This is a genomic window from Streptomyces sp. NPDC031479, assembly GCF_055581065.1.
Genome location: NZ_JBVIKC010000053.1, coordinates 1 through 17,600 on the forward strand (window position 1 = coordinate 1; position 17,600 = coordinate 17,600).

18 protein-coding genes are annotated in these 17,600 nt (G+C 73.8%); 2 read left to right on the forward strand and 16 right to left on the reverse strand.

Features of this window, described 5'->3' with window-relative positions; genetic code table 11:
* Window positions 1-107 precede the first annotated feature (107 nt).
* Window positions 108-2,201 (reverse strand): galactose-binding domain-containing protein, encoded by a 2,094-nt coding sequence (locus ACZ5D2_RS35245; protein ID WP_468935170.1) that lies wholly within the window; start codon window positions 2,199-2,201, stop codon window positions 108-110.
* A 442-nt stretch (window positions 2,202-2,643) separates the two neighbouring features.
* Between ACZ5D2_RS35245 and ACZ5D2_RS35250 the strand changes: the two genes are divergently transcribed.
* Both ACZ5D2_RS35250 and ACZ5D2_RS35255 read left to right on the forward strand, forming a co-directional pair.
* The gene (locus ACZ5D2_RS35250; protein ID WP_468935173.1) at window positions 2,644-3,468 is read left to right on the forward strand and encodes an MFS transporter; all 825 of its coding nucleotides are present in this window, start codon (window positions 2,644-2,646) and stop codon (window positions 3,466-3,468) included.
* Window positions 3,465-3,743, forward strand: coding sequence for a hypothetical protein (locus ACZ5D2_RS35255; protein ID WP_371679882.1), 279 nt, complete (start codon window positions 3,465-3,467; stop codon window positions 3,741-3,743). The genes ACZ5D2_RS35250 and ACZ5D2_RS35255 overlap by 4 nt, the downstream gene beginning before the upstream one ends.
* Before the next feature lie 49 nt (window positions 3,744-3,792).
* On the opposite strand, the gene ACZ5D2_RS35260 is transcribed toward ACZ5D2_RS35255, so the two are convergent.
* From ACZ5D2_RS35260 to ACZ5D2_RS35330, 15 genes are all read right to left on the reverse strand, one after another.
* Window positions 3,793-4,248: a GNAT family N-acetyltransferase gene (locus tag ACZ5D2_RS35260; RefSeq protein WP_371679883.1), complete on the reverse strand. Its 456-nt coding sequence runs from the start codon at window positions 4,246-4,248 to the stop codon at window positions 3,793-3,795.
* 186 nt (window positions 4,249-4,434) lie between these two features.
* Window positions 4,435-5,424, reverse strand: a complete 990-nt coding sequence (gene hypE, locus ACZ5D2_RS35265) for a hydrogenase expression/formation protein HypE (protein ID WP_371681360.1) — start codon at window positions 5,422-5,424, stop codon at window positions 4,435-4,437.
* 79 nt (window positions 5,425-5,503) lie between these two features.
* Entirely contained in the window at window positions 5,504-6,640 is a 1,137-nt protein-coding gene (gene hypD / locus ACZ5D2_RS35270; protein WP_371679884.1) for a hydrogenase formation protein HypD, read from the reverse strand.
* Window positions 6,637-7,005 (reverse strand): HypC/HybG/HupF family hydrogenase formation chaperone, encoded by a 369-nt coding sequence (locus tag ACZ5D2_RS35275; protein ID WP_371679885.1) that lies wholly within the window; start codon window positions 7,003-7,005, stop codon window positions 6,637-6,639. The genes hypD and ACZ5D2_RS35275 overlap by 4 nt, the downstream gene beginning before the upstream one ends.
* Window positions 6,974-9,346, reverse strand: coding sequence for a carbamoyltransferase HypF (hypF, locus tag ACZ5D2_RS35280; RefSeq protein ID WP_468935179.1), 2,373 nt, complete (start codon window positions 9,344-9,346; stop codon window positions 6,974-6,976). Before hypF ends, ACZ5D2_RS35275 begins: the two co-directional genes overlap by 32 nt.
* The gene (gene hypB / locus ACZ5D2_RS35285) at window positions 9,346-10,176 is read right to left on the reverse strand and encodes a hydrogenase nickel incorporation protein HypB (RefSeq protein WP_371679887.1); all 831 of its coding nucleotides are present in this window, start codon (window positions 10,174-10,176) and stop codon (window positions 9,346-9,348) included. Before hypB ends, hypF begins: the two co-directional genes overlap by 1 nt.
* Window positions 10,177-10,179: 3 nt before the next feature.
* Entirely contained in the window at window positions 10,180-10,575 is a 396-nt protein-coding gene (locus ACZ5D2_RS35290) for a hydrogenase maturation nickel metallochaperone HypA/HybF (protein ID WP_356211720.1), read from the reverse strand.
* A gap of 113 nt (window positions 10,576-10,688) precedes the next feature.
* Window positions 10,689-10,793 carry a DUF6893 family small protein gene (locus tag ACZ5D2_RS35295; protein WP_371679888.1) on the reverse strand — a complete coding sequence of 35 codons (105 nt, stop codon included), beginning with the start codon at window positions 10,791-10,793 and terminating at the stop codon, window positions 10,689-10,691.
* A gap of 10 nt (window positions 10,794-10,803) precedes the next feature.
* Window positions 10,804-11,388: a hydrogenase maturation protease gene (locus ACZ5D2_RS35300; RefSeq protein WP_371679889.1), complete on the reverse strand. Its 585-nt coding sequence runs from the start codon at window positions 11,386-11,388 to the stop codon at window positions 10,804-10,806.
* Window positions 11,385-12,803: a hypothetical protein gene (locus tag ACZ5D2_RS35305; protein WP_371679890.1), complete on the reverse strand. Its 1,419-nt coding sequence runs from the start codon at window positions 12,801-12,803 to the stop codon at window positions 11,385-11,387. The genes ACZ5D2_RS35300 and ACZ5D2_RS35305 overlap by 4 nt, the downstream gene beginning before the upstream one ends.
* A complete protein-coding gene (locus tag ACZ5D2_RS35310) occupies window positions 12,800-13,516 on the reverse strand; it encodes a DUF6084 family protein (protein ID WP_371679891.1) in 717 nt (238 codons plus the stop codon). The genes ACZ5D2_RS35305 and ACZ5D2_RS35310 overlap by 4 nt, the downstream gene beginning before the upstream one ends.
* Complete coding sequence (locus ACZ5D2_RS35315) at window positions 13,513-14,163, reverse strand: DUF5947 family protein (RefSeq protein ID WP_371679892.1); 651 nt, start codon at window positions 14,161-14,163, stop codon at window positions 13,513-13,515. Before ACZ5D2_RS35315 ends, ACZ5D2_RS35310 begins: the two co-directional genes overlap by 4 nt.
* Window positions 14,160-14,678, reverse strand: coding sequence for a hypothetical protein (locus ACZ5D2_RS35320; RefSeq protein ID WP_371679893.1), 519 nt, complete (start codon window positions 14,676-14,678; stop codon window positions 14,160-14,162). The genes ACZ5D2_RS35315 and ACZ5D2_RS35320 overlap by 4 nt, the downstream gene beginning before the upstream one ends.
* Window positions 14,675-16,459 (reverse strand): nickel-dependent hydrogenase large subunit, encoded by a 1,785-nt coding sequence (locus ACZ5D2_RS35325; protein WP_371679894.1) that lies wholly within the window; start codon window positions 16,457-16,459, stop codon window positions 14,675-14,677. Before ACZ5D2_RS35325 ends, ACZ5D2_RS35320 begins: the two co-directional genes overlap by 4 nt.
* 67 nt (window positions 16,460-16,526) lie before the next feature.
* Window positions 16,527-17,585, reverse strand: a complete 1,059-nt coding sequence (locus tag ACZ5D2_RS35330) for an NADH-quinone oxidoreductase subunit B family protein (RefSeq protein ID WP_371679895.1) — start codon at window positions 17,583-17,585, stop codon at window positions 16,527-16,529.
* Window positions 17,586-17,600 lie beyond the last annotated feature (15 nt).

The following is a 17,600-nucleotide window of genomic DNA, read 5'->3' on the forward strand; positions in this document are numbered from 1 at the left end:
GTTGCGTGTGTTTTTTTGCCTGCCGCTGGGTTCGGGGGCGGGGAGCGCGGGACCTCCCCCCCCCCCCCCCCCCCCCCCCCCCCCCCCCCCCCCCCCCCCGCCGGACGTCAGCCGCCGTAGACGCCCACCTCATGGAGCGAGTAGCCCCACTGGGTGCCGCGCTGCGCGCCGTGGACGCGCACGTAGCGGGCCGGGGTGGCGGCGAACCGGGCGGTGTCCACCCCGCCGTCGCCGGTCGTGGTGGACCAGGCCGTCTGCCAGTTGCTGCCGTCGGTCGAGACCTCGATGCGGTACGACTTCCCGTACGCGGCCTCCCAGTCGAGGGTGACGCGCCGGATCGTGTGCGCGGACCCGAGGTCGAACTGCACCCACTGGTCGTCGTTCCACTCGCTGGCCCAGCGGGTGCCGGTGTCCCCGTCGACGGCCTTGCCCGGCGAGTAGTCGACGAAGGGGTTCCACCACTCGGTGGAGCTGGCCGAGGCGGGGGTCCGGGAGGCGAGGTTGACCTCGGCCCGGTGGCTCTCCGTGGCCCCCCAGGTGTGCAGGTAGGACTCGGCGCCCCGCATCAGGTCGTCGACCACGCTCTGGCCGCCGACCTGCTTGATGTCCTCGATCCAGTCCGGGACCATGCCGTAGTGGGCGGCGCCGTCGGTGTTGAGGTCCCAGGTCCGCGAGCCGGTGGTCTGCCGGTCGACGACCGAGCCGCCGTCGGCGGTGCGGAAGGGGTAGCGGACCGGGTTGGGGGTGTTCGCGCCGCGGGGACCCGGCCAGCCGCCGACCCCGTTCATGTCGGTGCCGTACCCGTAGCCCACGTCGTACTTGTCACGCAGGGCCTTGGTCCGGGCCGCCTCGGCGGTGAAGCCCTCGGATCCGCCCATGTACTGGGCGGCGAACCCGCCGAGCTTGTACAGCCGCTCGGTCCAGCCCAGGTCCATCCAGCTGTGCGAGGAGATCACGCCGGGGTAGGACTCGGACTCCAGGATGTCGAAGGCCTGCCCCGCGGCCTTGACGCCCATGTGGTCGATCTCCAGCATCATGTTGCGTTTCATCATGCCGCGCACCGCGTAGGCGCCCAGGTCGGTCAGTCCGCGCGAGTTGCACTGCGCCCCGGCGGCGTAGGAGGGCACCGAGACGCCCTCCGGGAGCTCCTTCTGGGCCTGCGGAGCCGGTGCGAGGCCGATGGGGTTGTCGTGCTGGGGCCCGGTGCACTCCTCGGTCTTCCAGAAGGTGCCGGTGGACAGGAACTGCCCCACGTTGATCGCGGTGCCGAGCGTGCCCTCGTCGAAGCGGACGCCGCACAGGGCGTTGTCGAACTTGTGGCAGAGGAACATGCTGCGCACGCCGAGCCCGTAGAGCTCGTCCAGGCCGCGGTCGATGTCCGCCTTGCTGCACTGGGCGACGTCCAGGATCTGCTTGCAGCCGAAGGGCTCGGAGGTCTCCACGCCGAGGACGACGGCCAGCTTGCCCTGCTTGATCACCTCACGGGCCTGTGCGGAGTCGGTGACGATCCGGAACCAGCCCTTTCCGGGCCCGCCGTACATCTTGTCGATGTAGGCCTGCATGTCGTAGGTCTTCTGCGCCTCCAGGCGGATGGCGGTCATCTCGTCGCAGCTGCGGTCCTTGAAGAAGTAGACCGAGCAGATCACGCCGTTGGTGACGAGGTCGTTGACGAGGACGCGCTCGCCGCCGCGCCAGGCGCGTTCGATCCAGGCGTAGTAGTTCTGCTGGTGGGTGAGCGAGTCGTGGGCGGGCCAGTCCTTGAAGGTGGGCCAGCCGACGGGGTCGTGCTTGCCGTCCCCGCCCTTGGTGATCATGTCGAAGACGGCGAGAGAGCCGTCGGGGTAGTGCTCGGGGCAGTCCTTGAGCGCGTCGGCCACCCCGAGGTCGGAGAAGGCCTTGCCGCAGATCAGACGGCCGCCGAAGCCCTCGTTGGCCATGATGTGGTCATGGGCGTCGACGAAGCCGCGGACCCGTCCCTTGTCGTCGGTGCCCTTGAAGGGCTCGCCGGTGACGTTGATGTCGGAGTCGGGCTGCGGGCGCGCGGTCGGGGTCCACCAGCCGGCGTCGGCCGAGGAGCTGGGCACGGGCCCCAGCACCATGGCCAGTACGGCGGCGAGGAGCAACGACAGGAGTGCGAGGGGACGGCGCCTGCGGCGTGGCCGTGGCGGGCGTGGGGAGCGAGGGTGAGGGGTCAAGGTCATCACTCGTGTCTTCGGTCGGCGGGCGGGCGCGGTCGAATCCGGGCATGAATTGTCATGCCCCGCACAAACGGTGCGTCGAGAATCGCGAGTGGCGCGGAAGGAGTCAAGAGTCCGGGACGGATGACCTGATGATGTTCTTCGCCGGCGCCCCGCCACCCCGACGGCCGGTTCCGCAGCCGCGGCGGGCCGGGCCGGGAGCGCCGGCGGGCCCGGCCGGCGGGCGGCGTTGCGGCAGGGGGCCCGAACGCGCAGGTGGGGGACCCGCTGCCAGGCCGGCCCGCTGGCTCCCGGTCCGTACATCACCGGATCCAGGGGGTCGCGACGCCCGCCATCCGGCTCACCATGGAATCGAAACCGGACGGGCGCGGGCGGGCCGGGCGGCGAGGCCGAGGTGCTGGACTCCAGCGGTCCTCCGGCGTACGCCCGTGCGTAGTGTGGCCGCATGAACGCCCGGCGAATACGCCGCAGTTGGGTGATGCTCGCCCCCGGCACCTGTGGTCATACCGCCGGTGCCACCGCGCTCTACGGGCTGTCCTACCTGCTCCCCGCCCTCCAGGAGGAGCTGGGGCTCTCCCCGGCCGGTGCCGGACTGCTCGTCTCCTGCCCGGTCTTCGGGATCCTCCTCGGCCTGATCGGCTGGGGAGCCGTCGCCGACCGGTACGGCGAGCGGCCGGCCCTGACCGCCGGGCTGCTCGCCGCCGCCGGGGCCCTGGCCGGCGCCGCCGCCGTCCGGGGGGCGGTCCCGCTGGGCGCGCTGCTGGTCCTGGCCGGCGCCGCCGGCGTGGCGATCGCCCTGCTCGCCGTCGATCCGCGGCGCCCCGCGAGGCGGGAGGGCACCCGCACACCCGCGCCCTACCGGGGCGGCTACCTGTGGCGGATCCACGCGGCGGCCGGACTGCTGTGCGTGCCGCAGTTCGTGGTCACCGGGTTCTCCCTGCTGTTCCTGACGCAGGCGCGCGGCTGGTCCGTCGGCGCGGCCGCCGCTGTGCTGGCCGTGGCCAACCTGGCCGGGGCCGGAGTGCGGCTGTTCGCCGGCTGGTGGTCCGACCGGGTCGGCAGCCGGATCGCTCCGATGCGGGTACTGGCCGCGGCCACCGTCGTCGACCTCGGCCTGCTCGCGGCGGGCGCCGCCCGGGACTCGCCCGCCGCGCCGGTGGCGCTGCTCCCGGCGGCCGACCGCGGCGCGCGCCGGCCCGGCCCCGAGACCGCCCCCGACCCCGGCGCCGGCACGCGGGCCGCGGCGGGGCCGCCTATCGTCGAGGTATGAGCGAGACGGTCGTGGTGTACGAGTACCCCTCCGGGGACTCCCCGCCCGGGGACGCCGCCTCCGGGGACGAACGGCTCCCGCTGCGGGTGCACGCGGCGCCCGCGGCCCCGGGCCGGACCTCCGTCCGGGGGCCGAGGACCCTGTGCGGCAGGGACACCTTCGCCATGGAGACGGCCCCCTGGCGGCCCGCCGAACACCCGGACGCCCCCTGGTACCCGCCCCGGTACGCCGACCGGGTCTGCCCCGCCTGCGACGACGCGGCCGGCGAGGGCTGACCGCGGCGGACGCGGTCACGCGCCGGCCCGCGCCCGCGCGGAGACGGGGTCAGTTACCGGGGGCCATGTCGTAGGTGACCCACATGGTCCGCGTGGCCACCTGGTCGTACTTGGCGCGCGCCCGGTGGTTGTCGTCGGCGGTGATCCAGCGCACCACGCTCCACCCGCGCTCCCCGGCCAGCGCGCGCAGCGCCCCCAGCAGCAGGTCGGCGGCGCCCGAGCCCCGGTGCTCCGGGGCCACGAACAGGTCGTCCAGGAAGCAGCCCACCGTCGCGGACAGCGGCCGGGCGAACGGGCGGTAGTGGGCCAGCCCCAGGAGGCGGCCCGAGGCGTCCTCGGCGACCAGCGCGCCGACCTCGTGCCCGGGGTCGTTCACCCACGCCCACACCGTCGCGGCCGCCTCCTCGGTCTGCTCCACGCGGTAGAAGTCGGCGTAGCCGCGGTAGAGGGCGCGCCACTGGCCGAAGTCCCCGGGACGGACGGCGCGGACGGTGATGTCGGACATGGCGGTGCGGCTCCTTGATCGGGGGCGGGTGCCCCGGCGGAGGGGTCCTCCTCCGCCGAGGCAACCGATCATGCGGGAGCCGGGCGCCGCGCGGGCCTGCCACCGTGTCGAAACGCCGGCCGCGAGCCCGCCGCCGTGGACAGGTCGGCGGGGCCCGCGGAGGTGCGCCGGGGCGCACGGGATCCCTCAGCAGATCCGCGGCAGCTGCTCCCCGACCGGCAGGTCGACCACCCGGGTGCCGCCGAGCCCGGTCCGCGCCACGACCATGCCCGGGTGATCGGCGACGGCCTCGCCGATCACCGCCGCGTGCCGGCCCAGCGGGTGGGCGCGCAGGGCGTCGAGGACGGCGTCGGCGTGCTCGCGGGGCACGAAGGCGACGAGCTTGCCCTCGTTGGCCACGTAGAGCGGGTCGAGTCCGAGGATCGCGCAGGCGTTCGCGACGGCCTCGGGGACCGGGACACGGCCCTCGTGGAGGACGACCCCGGTGCCGGAGGCGGCGGCGATCTCGTTGAGGGAGGCCGCCAGGCCGCCCCGGGTCGGGTCGCGCAGGACGTGCAGGTCAGGGGTGACCGCGAGCATGCTCTGCACGAGCCCGCCCAGGGCCGCGCAGTCGCTCTCGATGTCGACGCCGAACTCCAGGCCCTCGCGGACGCTCATGATCGCGACGCCGTGCAGGCCGATCTCGCCGCTGACGATCACCACGTCGCCGGGTACCACCCGCTGCGGGCGCAGGTCCACCCCCTGCGGGATCAGCCCGATCCCCGCCGTGTTGACGTAGATCCCGTCCCCGTGGCCCGCCTCGACGACCTTGGTGTCCCCGGTCGCGATCTCCACGCCCGCGGTCCGCGCGGCGGCGCCCATGGCCTCGGCCACGCGCGCCACCGCGGACATCTCGACGCCCTCCTCCAGGATGAACCCGCAGGACAGGTAGGCGGCACGGGCGCCGCTCATGGCCAGGTCGTTGACCGTGCCGTTGACCGCCAGGTCCCCGATGCTCCCGCCGGGGAAGAACAGCGGCCGCACGACGTAGGAGTCGGTGGAGAAGGCGAGGCGTACGCCGCCCAGCGAGACGGCCGCCGAGTCCCCGAGCTGGGCCAGCGCCTCGCCGCCGAAGGCGGGGGCGAACAGGTGCTGGACCAGTTCGGCGGAGAGCGCGCCGCCCCCGCCGTGGCCCATGACCACCCGGGGGTGGTCGCGCAGGGGGGCGGGGCAGGTCCAGCCCGTGACGTCGAGGACGGTCTCGGACGGTGCGGTCTCAGGCAACGGGGCTCGCCTCCAGCGAGGTCTTCGAAGCGGCGGCGGGCAGGTCGAGGCGGCGGTAGAGGTAGTACGCCGCGCAGGCGCCCTCGCTGGACACCATGGTGGCGCCCAGCGGGTTGCGCGGGGTGCACGGACCGCCGAAGGCCTCGCACTCGTGCGGTTTCAGCAGCCCCTGGAGCACCTCCCCGCTCCGGCACTCGGCCGGCTCCAGGGTGGTGATGCCGGTGACCGAGAAGCGGTGCTCGGCGTCGAACTCCCGGTAGCGCGGCGACAGCCGCCAGCCGCTGCGCGGGATGACCCCGATGCCCCGCCAGGCCCGGTCGGTGACCTCGAAGACGTCCTCCAGCATGGCGAGGGCGGCCGGGTTGCCCTCCGGGCGGACGGCGCGCGCGTAGGCGTTGTCGACGGTGTGCTCGCCGCGCTCCAGCTGCAGCACGGTCCTGCGCACGCCTTCGAGGATGTCCAGCGGCTCGAAGCCCGTGACGACGATCGGCACCCGGTGGCGCGCCGCCAGCTCCGGGTACTCGCCCGTCCCCATCACGCTGCACACGTGCCCGGCGGCCAGGAAGCCCTGCACCCGGCAGCTCGGAGACCGCATGATCGCCTCGATCGCCGGGGGCACCCGCACGTGGGAGACCAGCAGGCTGAAGTTGCGGATGCCGAGCCTGCGCGCCTGGTACACGGTCATGGCGTTGGGCGGCGCGGTGGTCTCGAAGCCGATGCCGAAGAAGACCACCTCCCGCCCCGGGTTCTCCCGCGCGATCCGCAGGGCGTCCAGCGGCGAGTACACGACCCGTACGTCGCCGCCCTCGCCGCGCACCCGGAACAGGTCGCGGCCGGTGCCGGGGACGCGCAGCATGTCCCCGAAGGAGCAGAAGATCACCTCGGGGCGGGAGGCGATCTCCAGCGCCTTGTCGATGACCTCCAGCGGCGTGACGCACACCGGACAGCCGGGCCCGTGGATCAACTCGACCTGATCGGGCAGGAGCTGGTCGATGCCGTGCCGGATGATGGTGTGGGTCTGGCCGCCGCAGACCTCCATCAGTGCCCAGGGCCGGGTCACCGTGGAGCGGATCTCGTCGAGGAGCCGGCGGGCCAGTGCCGGGTCCTGGAACTCGTCGATGTACTTCACCGCGGTGCGTCCTCCTGCCGGACGTCGGTCCCGTGGGACGTGGCGGGCCGTGCGACGGGCGCCGCCGGATCGTCCGCGAAGGGCCAGTCGCCGCCGCCCGCCTGGGCCGCCTGCTCCCAGGGGTCGCCGAACTCCTCCTGGAGCATTCCGAGTTGCGCGAAGAGTTCGAGGGTCTGGAGGGCTGACTCCTCGTCCAGTCGCTGGAGGGCGAACCCCACGTGGACGATGGCGTACTCGCCGACCCGGAGGTCCGGCAGGTACTCCAGGCAGACCTCCTTCTGCACGCCGCCGAAGTCGACGGTCGCCATGCGCGTGCCGTCCCTCTCCCCGATCTCAAGCACTCTGCCGGGTACCGCCAGGCACATGGGCTTCTCCTCGTTGTGGGTGTTCCGTGACGTGTCCGGCCGCCGCCACCATGAGCTGGCCCAGGGCCAGCCCGCCGTCGCCCGGCGGGACCGTGCGGTGCCGCAGGACGGTGAACCCCCGGTCGCGCAGCAGGCGGGCGCAGGCGGAGGAGAGCAGGGTGTTGGCGAAGACCCCGCCGGTGAGGGCCACCGTGTCCAGGCCGTGCCGGTCGCGCGCCAGTCCGCAGAGCGTGCCGACGAGGTCCGCGACCCCGGCGTGGAAGCGGGCGGCGATCACCGGCCGGCCGGTCCCCGCCCGTACGTCGGCCGCCACCGCCGCCAGTACGGGCGCCGGATCGGCGATGACCGGGCCGGCGGCACCGGCCCCGGGCACCCGCACGGCGAAGGCGTAGCCGGGACCGGCGGCGGGTGCCCCGAACGCGGCGCCCTCCAGCTCGATGGCGGCCTGCGCCTCGTACCCGGCGTGCTGGCAGACGCCCGCCAGGGCGGACACCGCGTCGAAGAGCCGGCCCATGCTGGAGGTGGGGGCGCAGTTCAGGCCGCGCTCCAACTGGGTTTCCAGGACCCGCAGTTCGGTGGGCGGGCAGGCCGCGGTGCAGGGCAGGTCCTTAGCCCGGTCCAGGCCGGCGGCCCACAGGTGGGCCAGGGCCATCCGGTAGGGCCGCCGCACGGCCGCGTCGCCGCCGGGCAGCGGTACGTAGGCCAGGTGCGCGAAGCGGGTGTACCCCGCGTAGTCGGCGAGGAGGACCTCCCCACCCCAGACGGCGCCGTCGTCCCCGTACCCGGTGCCGTCGAAGGCGACGCCGATCACCCGCCGGGAGCCGTCGAGGCCGTGTTCGGCGAGCGCGGAGGCGACGTGCGCGTGGTGGTGCTGTACGCCGGCCGGCGGGCGGGCTCCCGCCCGCTCGCGGGCCCAGCGGCCGGAACGGTAGCCGGGATGCAGATCGGCGGCGAGGAGTACGGGGGTGACCCCGGTGAGGGTCTCCAGCTGCCGCTCCGCCCGCTCGAAGGCGTACCGGGTGGCCAGGTCGTCCATGTCGCCGGTGTGGGCCGACAGCCAGGCCCGGCGTCCTTCGCCGAGGCAGAAGGCGTTCTTGAGGTCGCCGCCCACGGCGAGGGTGGCGGGGACCGGCAGCGGCAGGGTCAGGGGCAGCGGCGCGTACCCGCGCGAGCGGCGCAGGACCAGGGGTTCGCCGTCGCAGACCCGCACCACGGAGTCGTCGCAGGGCACGTGGATCGGCCGGTCGTGGGTCAGCCAGGCGTCGGCGAGGCCGGAGAGGCGCTCCAGCGCCTCGGCGTCGTCGGTGACGATGGGCTCGCCCGAGAGGTTCCCGCTGGTCATCACCAGCAGGCGCGGGCCCCGCGGGTCCCCGTCCAGGCCGAGCAGCAGGTGGTGGAGGGGGGTGTACGGGAGCATCACGCCCAGGTCGGGGCTGCCGGGGGCGACCCCCGGCAGCGGGGCTCCGTCGGGGCGGCGGCGCAGCAGCACGATGGGCCGCACCCCGCCGGTGAGCAGCTCCCGCTCCTCGGGGCCGAGGTGGGCGAGGGCCTCGACGTCGGCGAGGTCCCGGGCCATCAGCGCGAAGGGCTTGTCCCCGCGGCCCTTGCGGCGGCGCAGCCCGGCGACGGCCCCGGGCAGGGTGGCGTCGCAGGCCAGGTGGTACCCGCCGAGCCCCTTCACGGCCAGGACCGCCCCCGCGGCCAGCAGCGCGCGGGCCCCCGCGACGGGATCGGCGCAGGCCTCCCCGCTCGGCGGCCGCCCGGTCAGCAGCCGCAGCCGGGGCCCGCAGGCCGGGCAGGCGACGGGCTGCGCGTGGAAGCGGCGGTCAGCCGGGTCGGCGTACTCGCGGGCGCAGTCGGCGCACATCGGGAAGCGGTCCATCGTGGTGTGGGCCCGGTCGTAGGGCAGCCCGGTGACGATGGTGAAGCGGGGCCCGCAGTGCGTGCACGTGATGAAGGGGTGGCGGTGGCGGCGGTCGGCCGGGTCCGCGAGCTCGGCGAGGCAGTCCGCGCAGGTGGCGACGTCGGGGGAGACCAGCGTCCGGGCCGGGCCGCCGGACCGGGAGGCGATGATGGTGAAGCCGGCTCCGCCGGAGAGGGGGACCGGGCGGTGGTCGACGGCGTCCACCACGGCCAGCGGCGGGGCGTCGGCCGCGAGCCGCTCGCAGAACTCCGACACGGCGGCGGCGGAGCCCTCCACCTCGGCGACCACGCCCTCCGGGGTGTTGGTGACGTGCCCGGCGAGGCCGAGGCCGGTGGCGCGGGTGTAGACGTAGGGCCGGAAGCCGACCCCCTGCACCACGCCCCGTACGGTGACCCGTCGGCGTTCCAGGTGCTCCATCAGCGGGTCTGGGCCACGGCGGGGCCGGGCTGACCGTGACCGTGGTGATCGTGATCGTCGTGGTCGTGGTCGTGGCTGTGGTCGTCGTGGGTGTGGCCCGGCCCGTGCTCGTGTCCGTGGCCGTGCTGGCCTCCCTCGTGCCGCTGCCGGGCCATCACGGGAGCGTGGGCCCGCGCCCCCGCCCCGACCGCCAGGGCCCGGTCCAGCAGGAGGCCCGTCCCCTCGTCCGCGCGGACCGAGGTGAGCACCACCTCCACCCCCGGGTTGACCCGTTGGACGTTGGCGCGGAAGGCCGCCTCGTCGAACTCGACGGCCGCCGCGATGTCGGTCTTGGTGACCACGACCAGCTGGGCCAGCCCGAAGGCGGTCGGGTACTTCAGCGGCTTGTCCTCGCCCTCGGTCACCGACGCGAGGACCACGCGCAGCGACTCCCCGAGGTCGTACGAGGCCGGGCAGACCAGGTTCCCCACGTTCTCCACGAACAGCAGCCGCGTCTCCTCGGGCAGCCACCCGTCCAGGTGGCGCCCCAGCATCGAGGCCTCCAGGTGGCAGAGCCCGTCCGTGAGCACCTGCTTGACGGGTACGCCCGAACGGGCCAGGCGCAGCGCGTCGTTCTCGGTGGCGAGATCGGCCGTCAGGGCCGCCACGGGCACGCCCCGCTCCCGGGCCAGGAACAGCTCCCGCTCCAGCAGGGCCGTCTTCCCGCTGCCGGGGCTGGAGAGCAGGTTGACGACCGCCGTCCCCCGGGAGGCGAGTTCGGCGCGCAGGGCGCGCGCCGCCCCGTCGTTCTTGGCGAGCACCGCCTGCTGCAGATCGACCACTCGGCACATGGTTCAGGCCTCCTCGGGGATCGGTTCGCGGCAGGAGGCCGCGCCCGGGGCGTCCTCCCAGGTCACGTTGAGGATGCGCAGTTCGCGCCCCGTGAGCAGTTCCACCTCGGTGGCCCGTCCGCAGACGGGGCAGCACAGGTCGGGCGGCATGCCCACCGCCCACGCTCCGGCACAGTCCGCGCAGCGGGCACTGGCCGTCACGGACCGCGTGACGAGTTCGGCGCCTTCGAGGACCGTTCCGGCACAGGCCAGTTCGAAACAGAAGGCCAGGGAGTCCGGCACCACACCGGCCAACTCCCCGACCTGGAGCTCCACGCGGCGCACGGCGCTCGCCGCGCCCGCTCGGGCCGCCTCTTCCACCTGGCCCACGACGGCCATGGCGATCGACATCTCGTGCATCGGACTCCGTCCTGCCGGGGCTCATTACACCGGCAGGACGCGGGAGGCACGGGCGGGCACGCCGGTGCGCCGCACGCCCCGTACGCCATTCGGGCGCCGGGGCGGGGCGGGGCTCACATGCAGCGCATGCGCAGGTAGCGCTTGAGGTCGGGGAGGACCTGCGCGAGGACGGCGACCAGGGCCACGGCGGCGGCTCCGCCGATGACGGCCTTCTTCATGGGGTTCTCCTCAGTTCACGGCGTTCGGGTGGGCGGTGGCGGTGGCGGTGGTGGTGGCGGCGACGACGGCGTCGGCCGCGGCCCCCTGCGGTTCCTCCTCCCGGAGCAGGTCCAGGAGCATCCGCACGGCCTCCGGCACCGCGGCGGCCACCGGGCCGCTCAGCCCGATGCCCTCCTCGACGCAGGCGGGTTCGCAGCCGACGACGAGGGTCCGCCGGGGCGGGGTGGCTCCGGTGCCCGCGCACAGCGTGCCCAGCAGGGCCAGGACGGTGTCGGGAGACATGTGGTGGCCGTCGAGGACGGCGGCGCCGGGGGAGCCGGGTCCCGGGGACAGGGGGCCCGCCTCCCCGCCGGACGCGTCGATCAGGTACAGCGTGCCGGGGGCGCCGCCGCGCGCGGTGGCGTCGACCAGGACGAGCGTGTCGTAGCCGTCCAGGAGCTGGTAGGCCAGGTGCACCCCGCGCACCCCGAAGTCCACCGCCTCCACGTGCGCCGGCAGCGGGTGCGCCGCCAGGGCGCGCACCGCCTCGACGCCGAAGCCGTCGTCGCCGAGGAAGACGTTGCCGATGCCGGCGACCAGGACCGCGCCGCTCACGCGTCCTCCAGCGGGGTGACCTCGTCGGGCTGGAAGTACAGGAACCGGCCCTGCTCCCGGCGGATGTCGGCGCCCGGGTCCCCCTCCACCGTGACGGCGAGGTGCACCCCGCCGTCCACGTCGTGCAGGACGGCCTCGACCAGGGCGGAGCGGCCCTGGAGGAACAGGTCCTGGGCGTCGGTGCGCCGCAGGCCCGGCCGGAGCAGCACCCGGCTGCCGGGTTCCACGAAGACCCCGTCGACCCGGATCCGCTCCGGCGCCGGATCCGCTCCCGCCGGGTCCCACCAGGGAGCCTCCGGCCGGAACACGGCCTCCCCGTCCGGGACCTCCGTCAGGGTGGCCGGCCCGTCGAAGGCGTCCGGTCCGGTGACCTCCCGCAGTCCGCGCACGGCGCCGTGCAGCCGTTCCAGGACCTCGGGCGGCATCGAATCGGCGAGCTCGATCACGGCGGCCGCGCGGGCGTCCGTCCCGCGCGCCTCGCGCTTCTCCTCCTCGGTGAGGGTCGCGGTGCGCAGCGCGAGGATCTCGTCGATCTCCAGGGCGTCGTACATCGCCCCGGCGCTCTCCGGCGCGATCGCGGGATGGTCCTCCAGGATGATCGGGGAGGACAGGACCACGTCGGAGCGGCCGTCGCCGCCCGCCAGCACCGGCCAGGTGTGCCGGTTGTCGCACGCGGCGACGGCCTCCCGGGCCCACTCGGGCGGGTCGGTCAGCGACAGGAAGGAACCGGCGTCCAGCCCCAGCAGGAGGTGGGCGGCGACGAGCGAGCGCGGCAGGGCCGCCTCGCGGGTGGCCCCGTCCCCGTCGGCGGGGGTCCAGGCGCTGGTGTTCTCCACGACCGCGGTGAGCTTCAGCACCCGGTACGGACCGTCGAGTTCGGCCGCCGAGAGCCGTACCCGGCCCTCGGCCTCCTCGGTGCGCCGCAGCAGGCGGCCGACGGCGCGCCCCGAGCCGTCCAGCACCGGTTCGCTCTCCTCCCGGGCCGGCCGGGTGAAGGGGAGCACGACCCCCTCACCGGCCAGCGCGGCCACGGGGACGGCGAGTTCGACCCGTTCCTCGGTGCCCTCGTCCCAGGGGACCAGGATCCGGTCGGGCAGGTGCAGTTCGCCGACGTCGGCGTAGGCGCCGTCCTGGTGGAGCCGCTGGACGGTGCGGCGTTGGGCGTGCAGGAAGCGCAGCTCCAGGTGGAGCGTCGCCTCCCCGCGGGGCTCCATCAGGATCTCGGTCCGCTGGAAGGCGTGCTCGCCGTGCGCGGGGGCCCAGGCGGGCGGCACCAGGACCCCGAACTGCCAGCGCAGCCGGTTCTTGGCCGCCGAGGCCCGGTACGGGTAGAGCACGTAACCCTCGAAGAGGACGGCGTCCGCCACGTGCCGGGCGGTGTCGAAGCGGGTGTCCCGCTCGGTGGTGGTGGTCACGGAGCGGTCCTCTCGGTGACGCGCGGCAGTACGGCCCCCAGCCGCAGCGGCGGGGGCGGGGCGGCGGCCGGGACGGCCCCGGCGGCCGAGTCGAGCAGCGAGCGCACCGTCGCCTCCCAGGAGGCGAGCGCGTGCCGGGAGCGGTAGGCGAGCAGCTCCGCCATCGTGTCGCGGGGCAGCCGCAGCCACCCGCAGCCGGGGAAGTGCTGCTCGACCATCTCCCGCCACACCGTGGCCGGCATCCGGTACGAGGCCTCCCGGTCCCAGGGCACCGGCTCGACCCGGAACCCGCCCCCGCCGGTGAACGCCGTGCCGGAGAAGAGCATCAGCAGCGGCGCCTCGCCGTCCTCCAGGGCGCCGAAGTAGCGGGTGGCCGCGATGTCCATGTCGTAGGTGCAGGGGACGACCAGATCGGTCTCGGTCTCCCCGGTGAAGCTCGGCACCATCACCGACACCTGGGCGAACTGCACCGGCTGGAGGGTGTTGCCCCAGCGGGAACGCTCCCCGAAGAGGTCGGCGAGCCCCTCGGCCTCGGCGTCCGAGTAGCCGCGCCGGGCCGGCTCGATCCGCAGCTGGACCCGCAGGGCCAGCGCGTGCACCCGCACCCCCGCCCCCGCGCCGACGCGCAGCCGGAAGACGAGGGTGGGGCCCGCGGCGTACGGGTCGGCGCGCACCCCGGTGCAGGTGAAGGTGAACTCCGTGGCGGCCGTCATGACACCGGCCCCGGAGCGAGCACCCTGGCGCGCCGTTCGACCTCGGCGAAGAACGCGTCCAGCGCGGCCCGGGCCTCGGCGCCGCCGTCGAAGCCCTGCCACAACAGCCGCATCCGCCCCACCAGCTCGTAGCAGATGTCGATGGGCACCAGATGACAGCTGGTGCGGCCCTCCGAGCGGCGCAGCAGCAGCGCCTCCACGTCGGGTTCGAGGAGCGCGGCCAGCCGGCCGGAGCCCAGCACGCTCTGCCAGGTCTGCGGGTCGAGCTCGCTCTCGGTGGCCCCCGCCGGGCTCGGGTAGAGGGCGACCAGCCGGTCGAGCGCGGCGTTGCGGAAGAAGAACGCCACGCCGACCGGGATCTGGAGGCGCTCCCAGGCCCCGTCGTCGAGCCGGTGCGCGGGATCGGCCAGGTACCGGACGGGGACGGCGCGGAACCGGCCCGTCACGATGCCCGGCCGGTCGAACAGCAGGGCGCAGCCGGTGCAGGCGCACACCAGCGACCGCTTCTCGGTCTCCACGAGGTGGCGGTGGCCGTCCCCGGCCACCGCGGTCCCGCACAGCTCGCAGCTCTCGGGTCGGGGCGGACGGGGGCCCGTGAACCGGCGCAGGCCGCGCGGTCCGCCCGCCAGGAGGCCGGGCCCCGTCACGCCCGCACCGGAGCGTGCGGCCGGACGGAGATCTGCAGCAGCGGCTGCTGCGGGGCCGGGGCGGCCTCCGTCTCCACCGCCGTCACCTCGGGCGCGAAGCAGGCCAGGGCCTCCTCCAGGCCCCGGGCGGCGTCGTCCGGGGAACCGCACCCGCAGCCGGAGGCCGCCGCGCGGGGGCGTACCCGCAGCACCCCGGTGGCCCCGTCGAACGCGATCCGCTCCACCGTGTCCCCGGCGGCGCCGAGGGCCCGCCCGATCCGCGTGTCGACGTCCTCGGGGTGCAGGTCGTGCAGCGAGAGCAGGCTCGCCACGAGCTCGTCGTCCAGCACCGGGGAGAGCGCCTGCCCGCCGAGCCGCTCCACGATCCGGGCGAGCCCGGACCCGTAGAAGTCCATGAGGACGCGCACCAGTTCCTCGGCGGCCGCGCACGCCCGCCGGTCACCGCCGGAGGCCAGGCCCTCCAGGACCTCCTCCACCCGTGCGCCCGCCTGCCGGGCGTCCAGGGCGGCGCTCATCCGCCCAGTCCGCTCAGGCCGGTGGGCACGTGCATCGTCTTGACCGTCTTGCCGCCGCCCACGTACATGTGGACGCCGCAGGGCAGGCACGGGTCGAAGCTGCGCACCGCGCGCATGATGTCGATGCCCTTGAAGTTCTCCGGGGAGTTCTCCTCGAAGATCGGGGTGTTCTGCACCGCGTCCTCGTACGGTCCCGGGGTGCCGAAGGTGTCGCGGGTGCTGGCGTTCCACGGGGTCGGCGGGTACGGGTGGTAGTTGGCGATCTTGCCGTCGCGGATCACCATGTGGTGCGAGAGAACCCCGCGCACGGCCTCGGTGAAGCCGACGCCCAGGCCCTCGTCCGGGACCTCGAACTTCTCCCAGGTCTGGGTGCGTCCGGCGCGGACCTCCGCCAGCCCCTTCTCGGCGCAGTGCAGCGCGATCGCGGCGGCGTACGCCTGGAAGTACGTGCGGGCGCGGTTGCGCTCCAGCGCGTTGCTCCACTTCGGGATCTTCCACTCGAAGCGGGTCTCGGGCTTGGTCATCGTGCGCGGCAGGGTGATCACCACGCTGTGGCCGGTGGCCTGCACGTAGTCGGTCTGCACCAGCCCGGACAGCGCCGTGGACCACAGGCGGGCGATGGGGCCGCCGCCGGTGTCCAGTGCGAGGTGGTCCTTGCCGTCGAACCAGCGCGGCGACATGACCCAGCTGTACTTGTCGTCGAAGTTCCGCTTCTGCGGGGCCGGGATGGTGTGCTGGTTCCACGGGTGCCGCGGGTCGACGGGGTTGCCGAGCGGGTCGTGCGTGACGAACTGCTCCCGGCCCTCCCAGTCGTCGTAGTACGAGCTGCCCAGCAGGATGCGGATGCCGAGGTTGATCTCGGTGAGGTCGTTGGTGACCAGCTTTCCGTCCACCACCACGCCCGGGGTGACGAACATCTTCCGTCCCCAGTCGGTCATGTTGGCGTACGTGAAGTCGCAGTGCTCGGGGTCGTTGAGCGCGCCCCAGCAGCCGAGCAGCACGCGCCGGCGGCCGACCTCCTCGTACCCGGGCAGGGCCTCGTAGAAGAAGTCGAAGAGGTCGTCGTGGAGCGGCACGACCCGCTTCATGAACTCGCAGTACCGCATCAGGCGGCTCATGTAGTCCGTGAAGAGCTGCACGGAGGCGATGGTGCCGACGCCGCCCGGGTAGAGGGTGGAGGGGTGCACGTGGCGCCCCTCCATCAGACAGAACATCTCGCGGGTGTACCGGCTGACCTGGAGGGCCTCGCGGTAGAACTCGCCCTCGATGGGGTTGAGGGAGCGCATGATGTCGGCGATGGTCTTGAAACCGTGCTCGCCGGCGTGCGGGGCGGGGGTGCGCTCGGCCTTCTCCAGGACGCCGGGGTTGGTCTCGCGGACCATCTTCTCGCAGTAGTCGACCCCGACCAGGTTCTCCTGGAAGATGTTGTGGTCGAACATGTACTCCGCCGACTCGCCGAGGTTGATGATCCACTCGGCGAGGTGGGGCGGCTTCACCCCGTAGGCCATGTTCTGCGCGTAGACGGAACACGTGGCGTGGTTGTCACCGCAGATCCCGCAGATCCGGCTGGTGATGAAGTGCGCGTCGCGGGGGTCCTTGCCGCGCATGAAGACGCTGTAGCCGCGGAAGACCGACGAGGTGCTGTAGCACTCCGCGACCCGCTTCTGCTTGAAGTCGATCTTCGTGTGGATGCCGAGGCTGCCCACGATCCGGGTGATCGGATCCCAGGCCATCTCGACCAGGCCGCTGCCGTCGCCGGCCGCCTTCGTCTGCGGTGTCATCGTGTCTGCCGTGACCCTTCTTCGGTGCGGGGGTTGGTGCGCTGGGTGCGGGGGGAGACTGCGGGGCTCACCAGGGCGGGCGGTAGCCCGTGGTCAGCGTCCGGCCGCTCTGGCGCCACTTCGGTTCCTGGTCGACGGTGTGCTCCGTGATCGCACGGAGCCGGCGGACCACCGCTCCGTACACACCGCTGGCCTTGCTGGAGACCTTCGCGCCGGGCGGCTCGTCCATGAACGGCATGAACTTGTCGGGGAAGCCGGGCATCGTGCAGGCGATGCAGATGCCGCCGACGTTGGGACAGCCGCCGATGCCGTTCATCCAGCCGCGCTTGGGCACGTTGCACTTGACGACGGGACCCCAGCAGCCCAGCTTGACCAGGCACTGGGGGGAGTCGTAGGTCTGCGCGAACTGGCCCTGCTCGTAGTAGCCGGCGCGGTCGCAGCCCTCGTGGACCGTCATGCCGAACAGCCAGGTGGGGCGCAGCTTGTCGTCGAGCGGGATCATCGGCGCGGAGCCGGCCGCCTGGTACAGCAGGTAGGTGAGGGTCTCGGAGAAGTTGTCGGGCTGGATCGGACAGCCCGGCACGCACACGATCGGGATGCCGGCCTTCGACGTCCAGTCCCAGCCGAGGTAGTCCGGCACGCCCATCGCGCCCGTCGGATTGCCCTCCATGGCGTGGATGCCGCCGTACGTGGCGCACGTGCCGATGGCCACGACCGCGAGGGCCTTGGGCGCCAGCCGGTCGATCCACTCGCTGGTGGTGATGGGCTGGCCGGTCTCCGGGTCGTCGCCGAACCCGCACCAGTAGCCCTCGGGCTTGATCTTCTCGTTGGGGATCGAGCCCTCGACCACCAGGACGAACGGGTCGATTTCGCCCCGTTCGCCCTTGAAGAACCACTCGATGAACGTGTCCGCGCCCCCGACGGGGCCGCATTCGAAGTCGATCAGGGGCCAGTGCACGGCGATCTTGGGGAGCCCCGGCAGGACCCCCGTGACGATCTCCTCGATGCTGGGCTGCATCGCTGCCGTGAGGGACACGGAATCGCCGTCGCAGCTCAGCCCCGCGTTGATCCACAGGATGTGGATCGGGGGGTCCTCTGCCGGGGCGACGGTCGGTGCTGCATCCATGCGGATGCCTCCTTG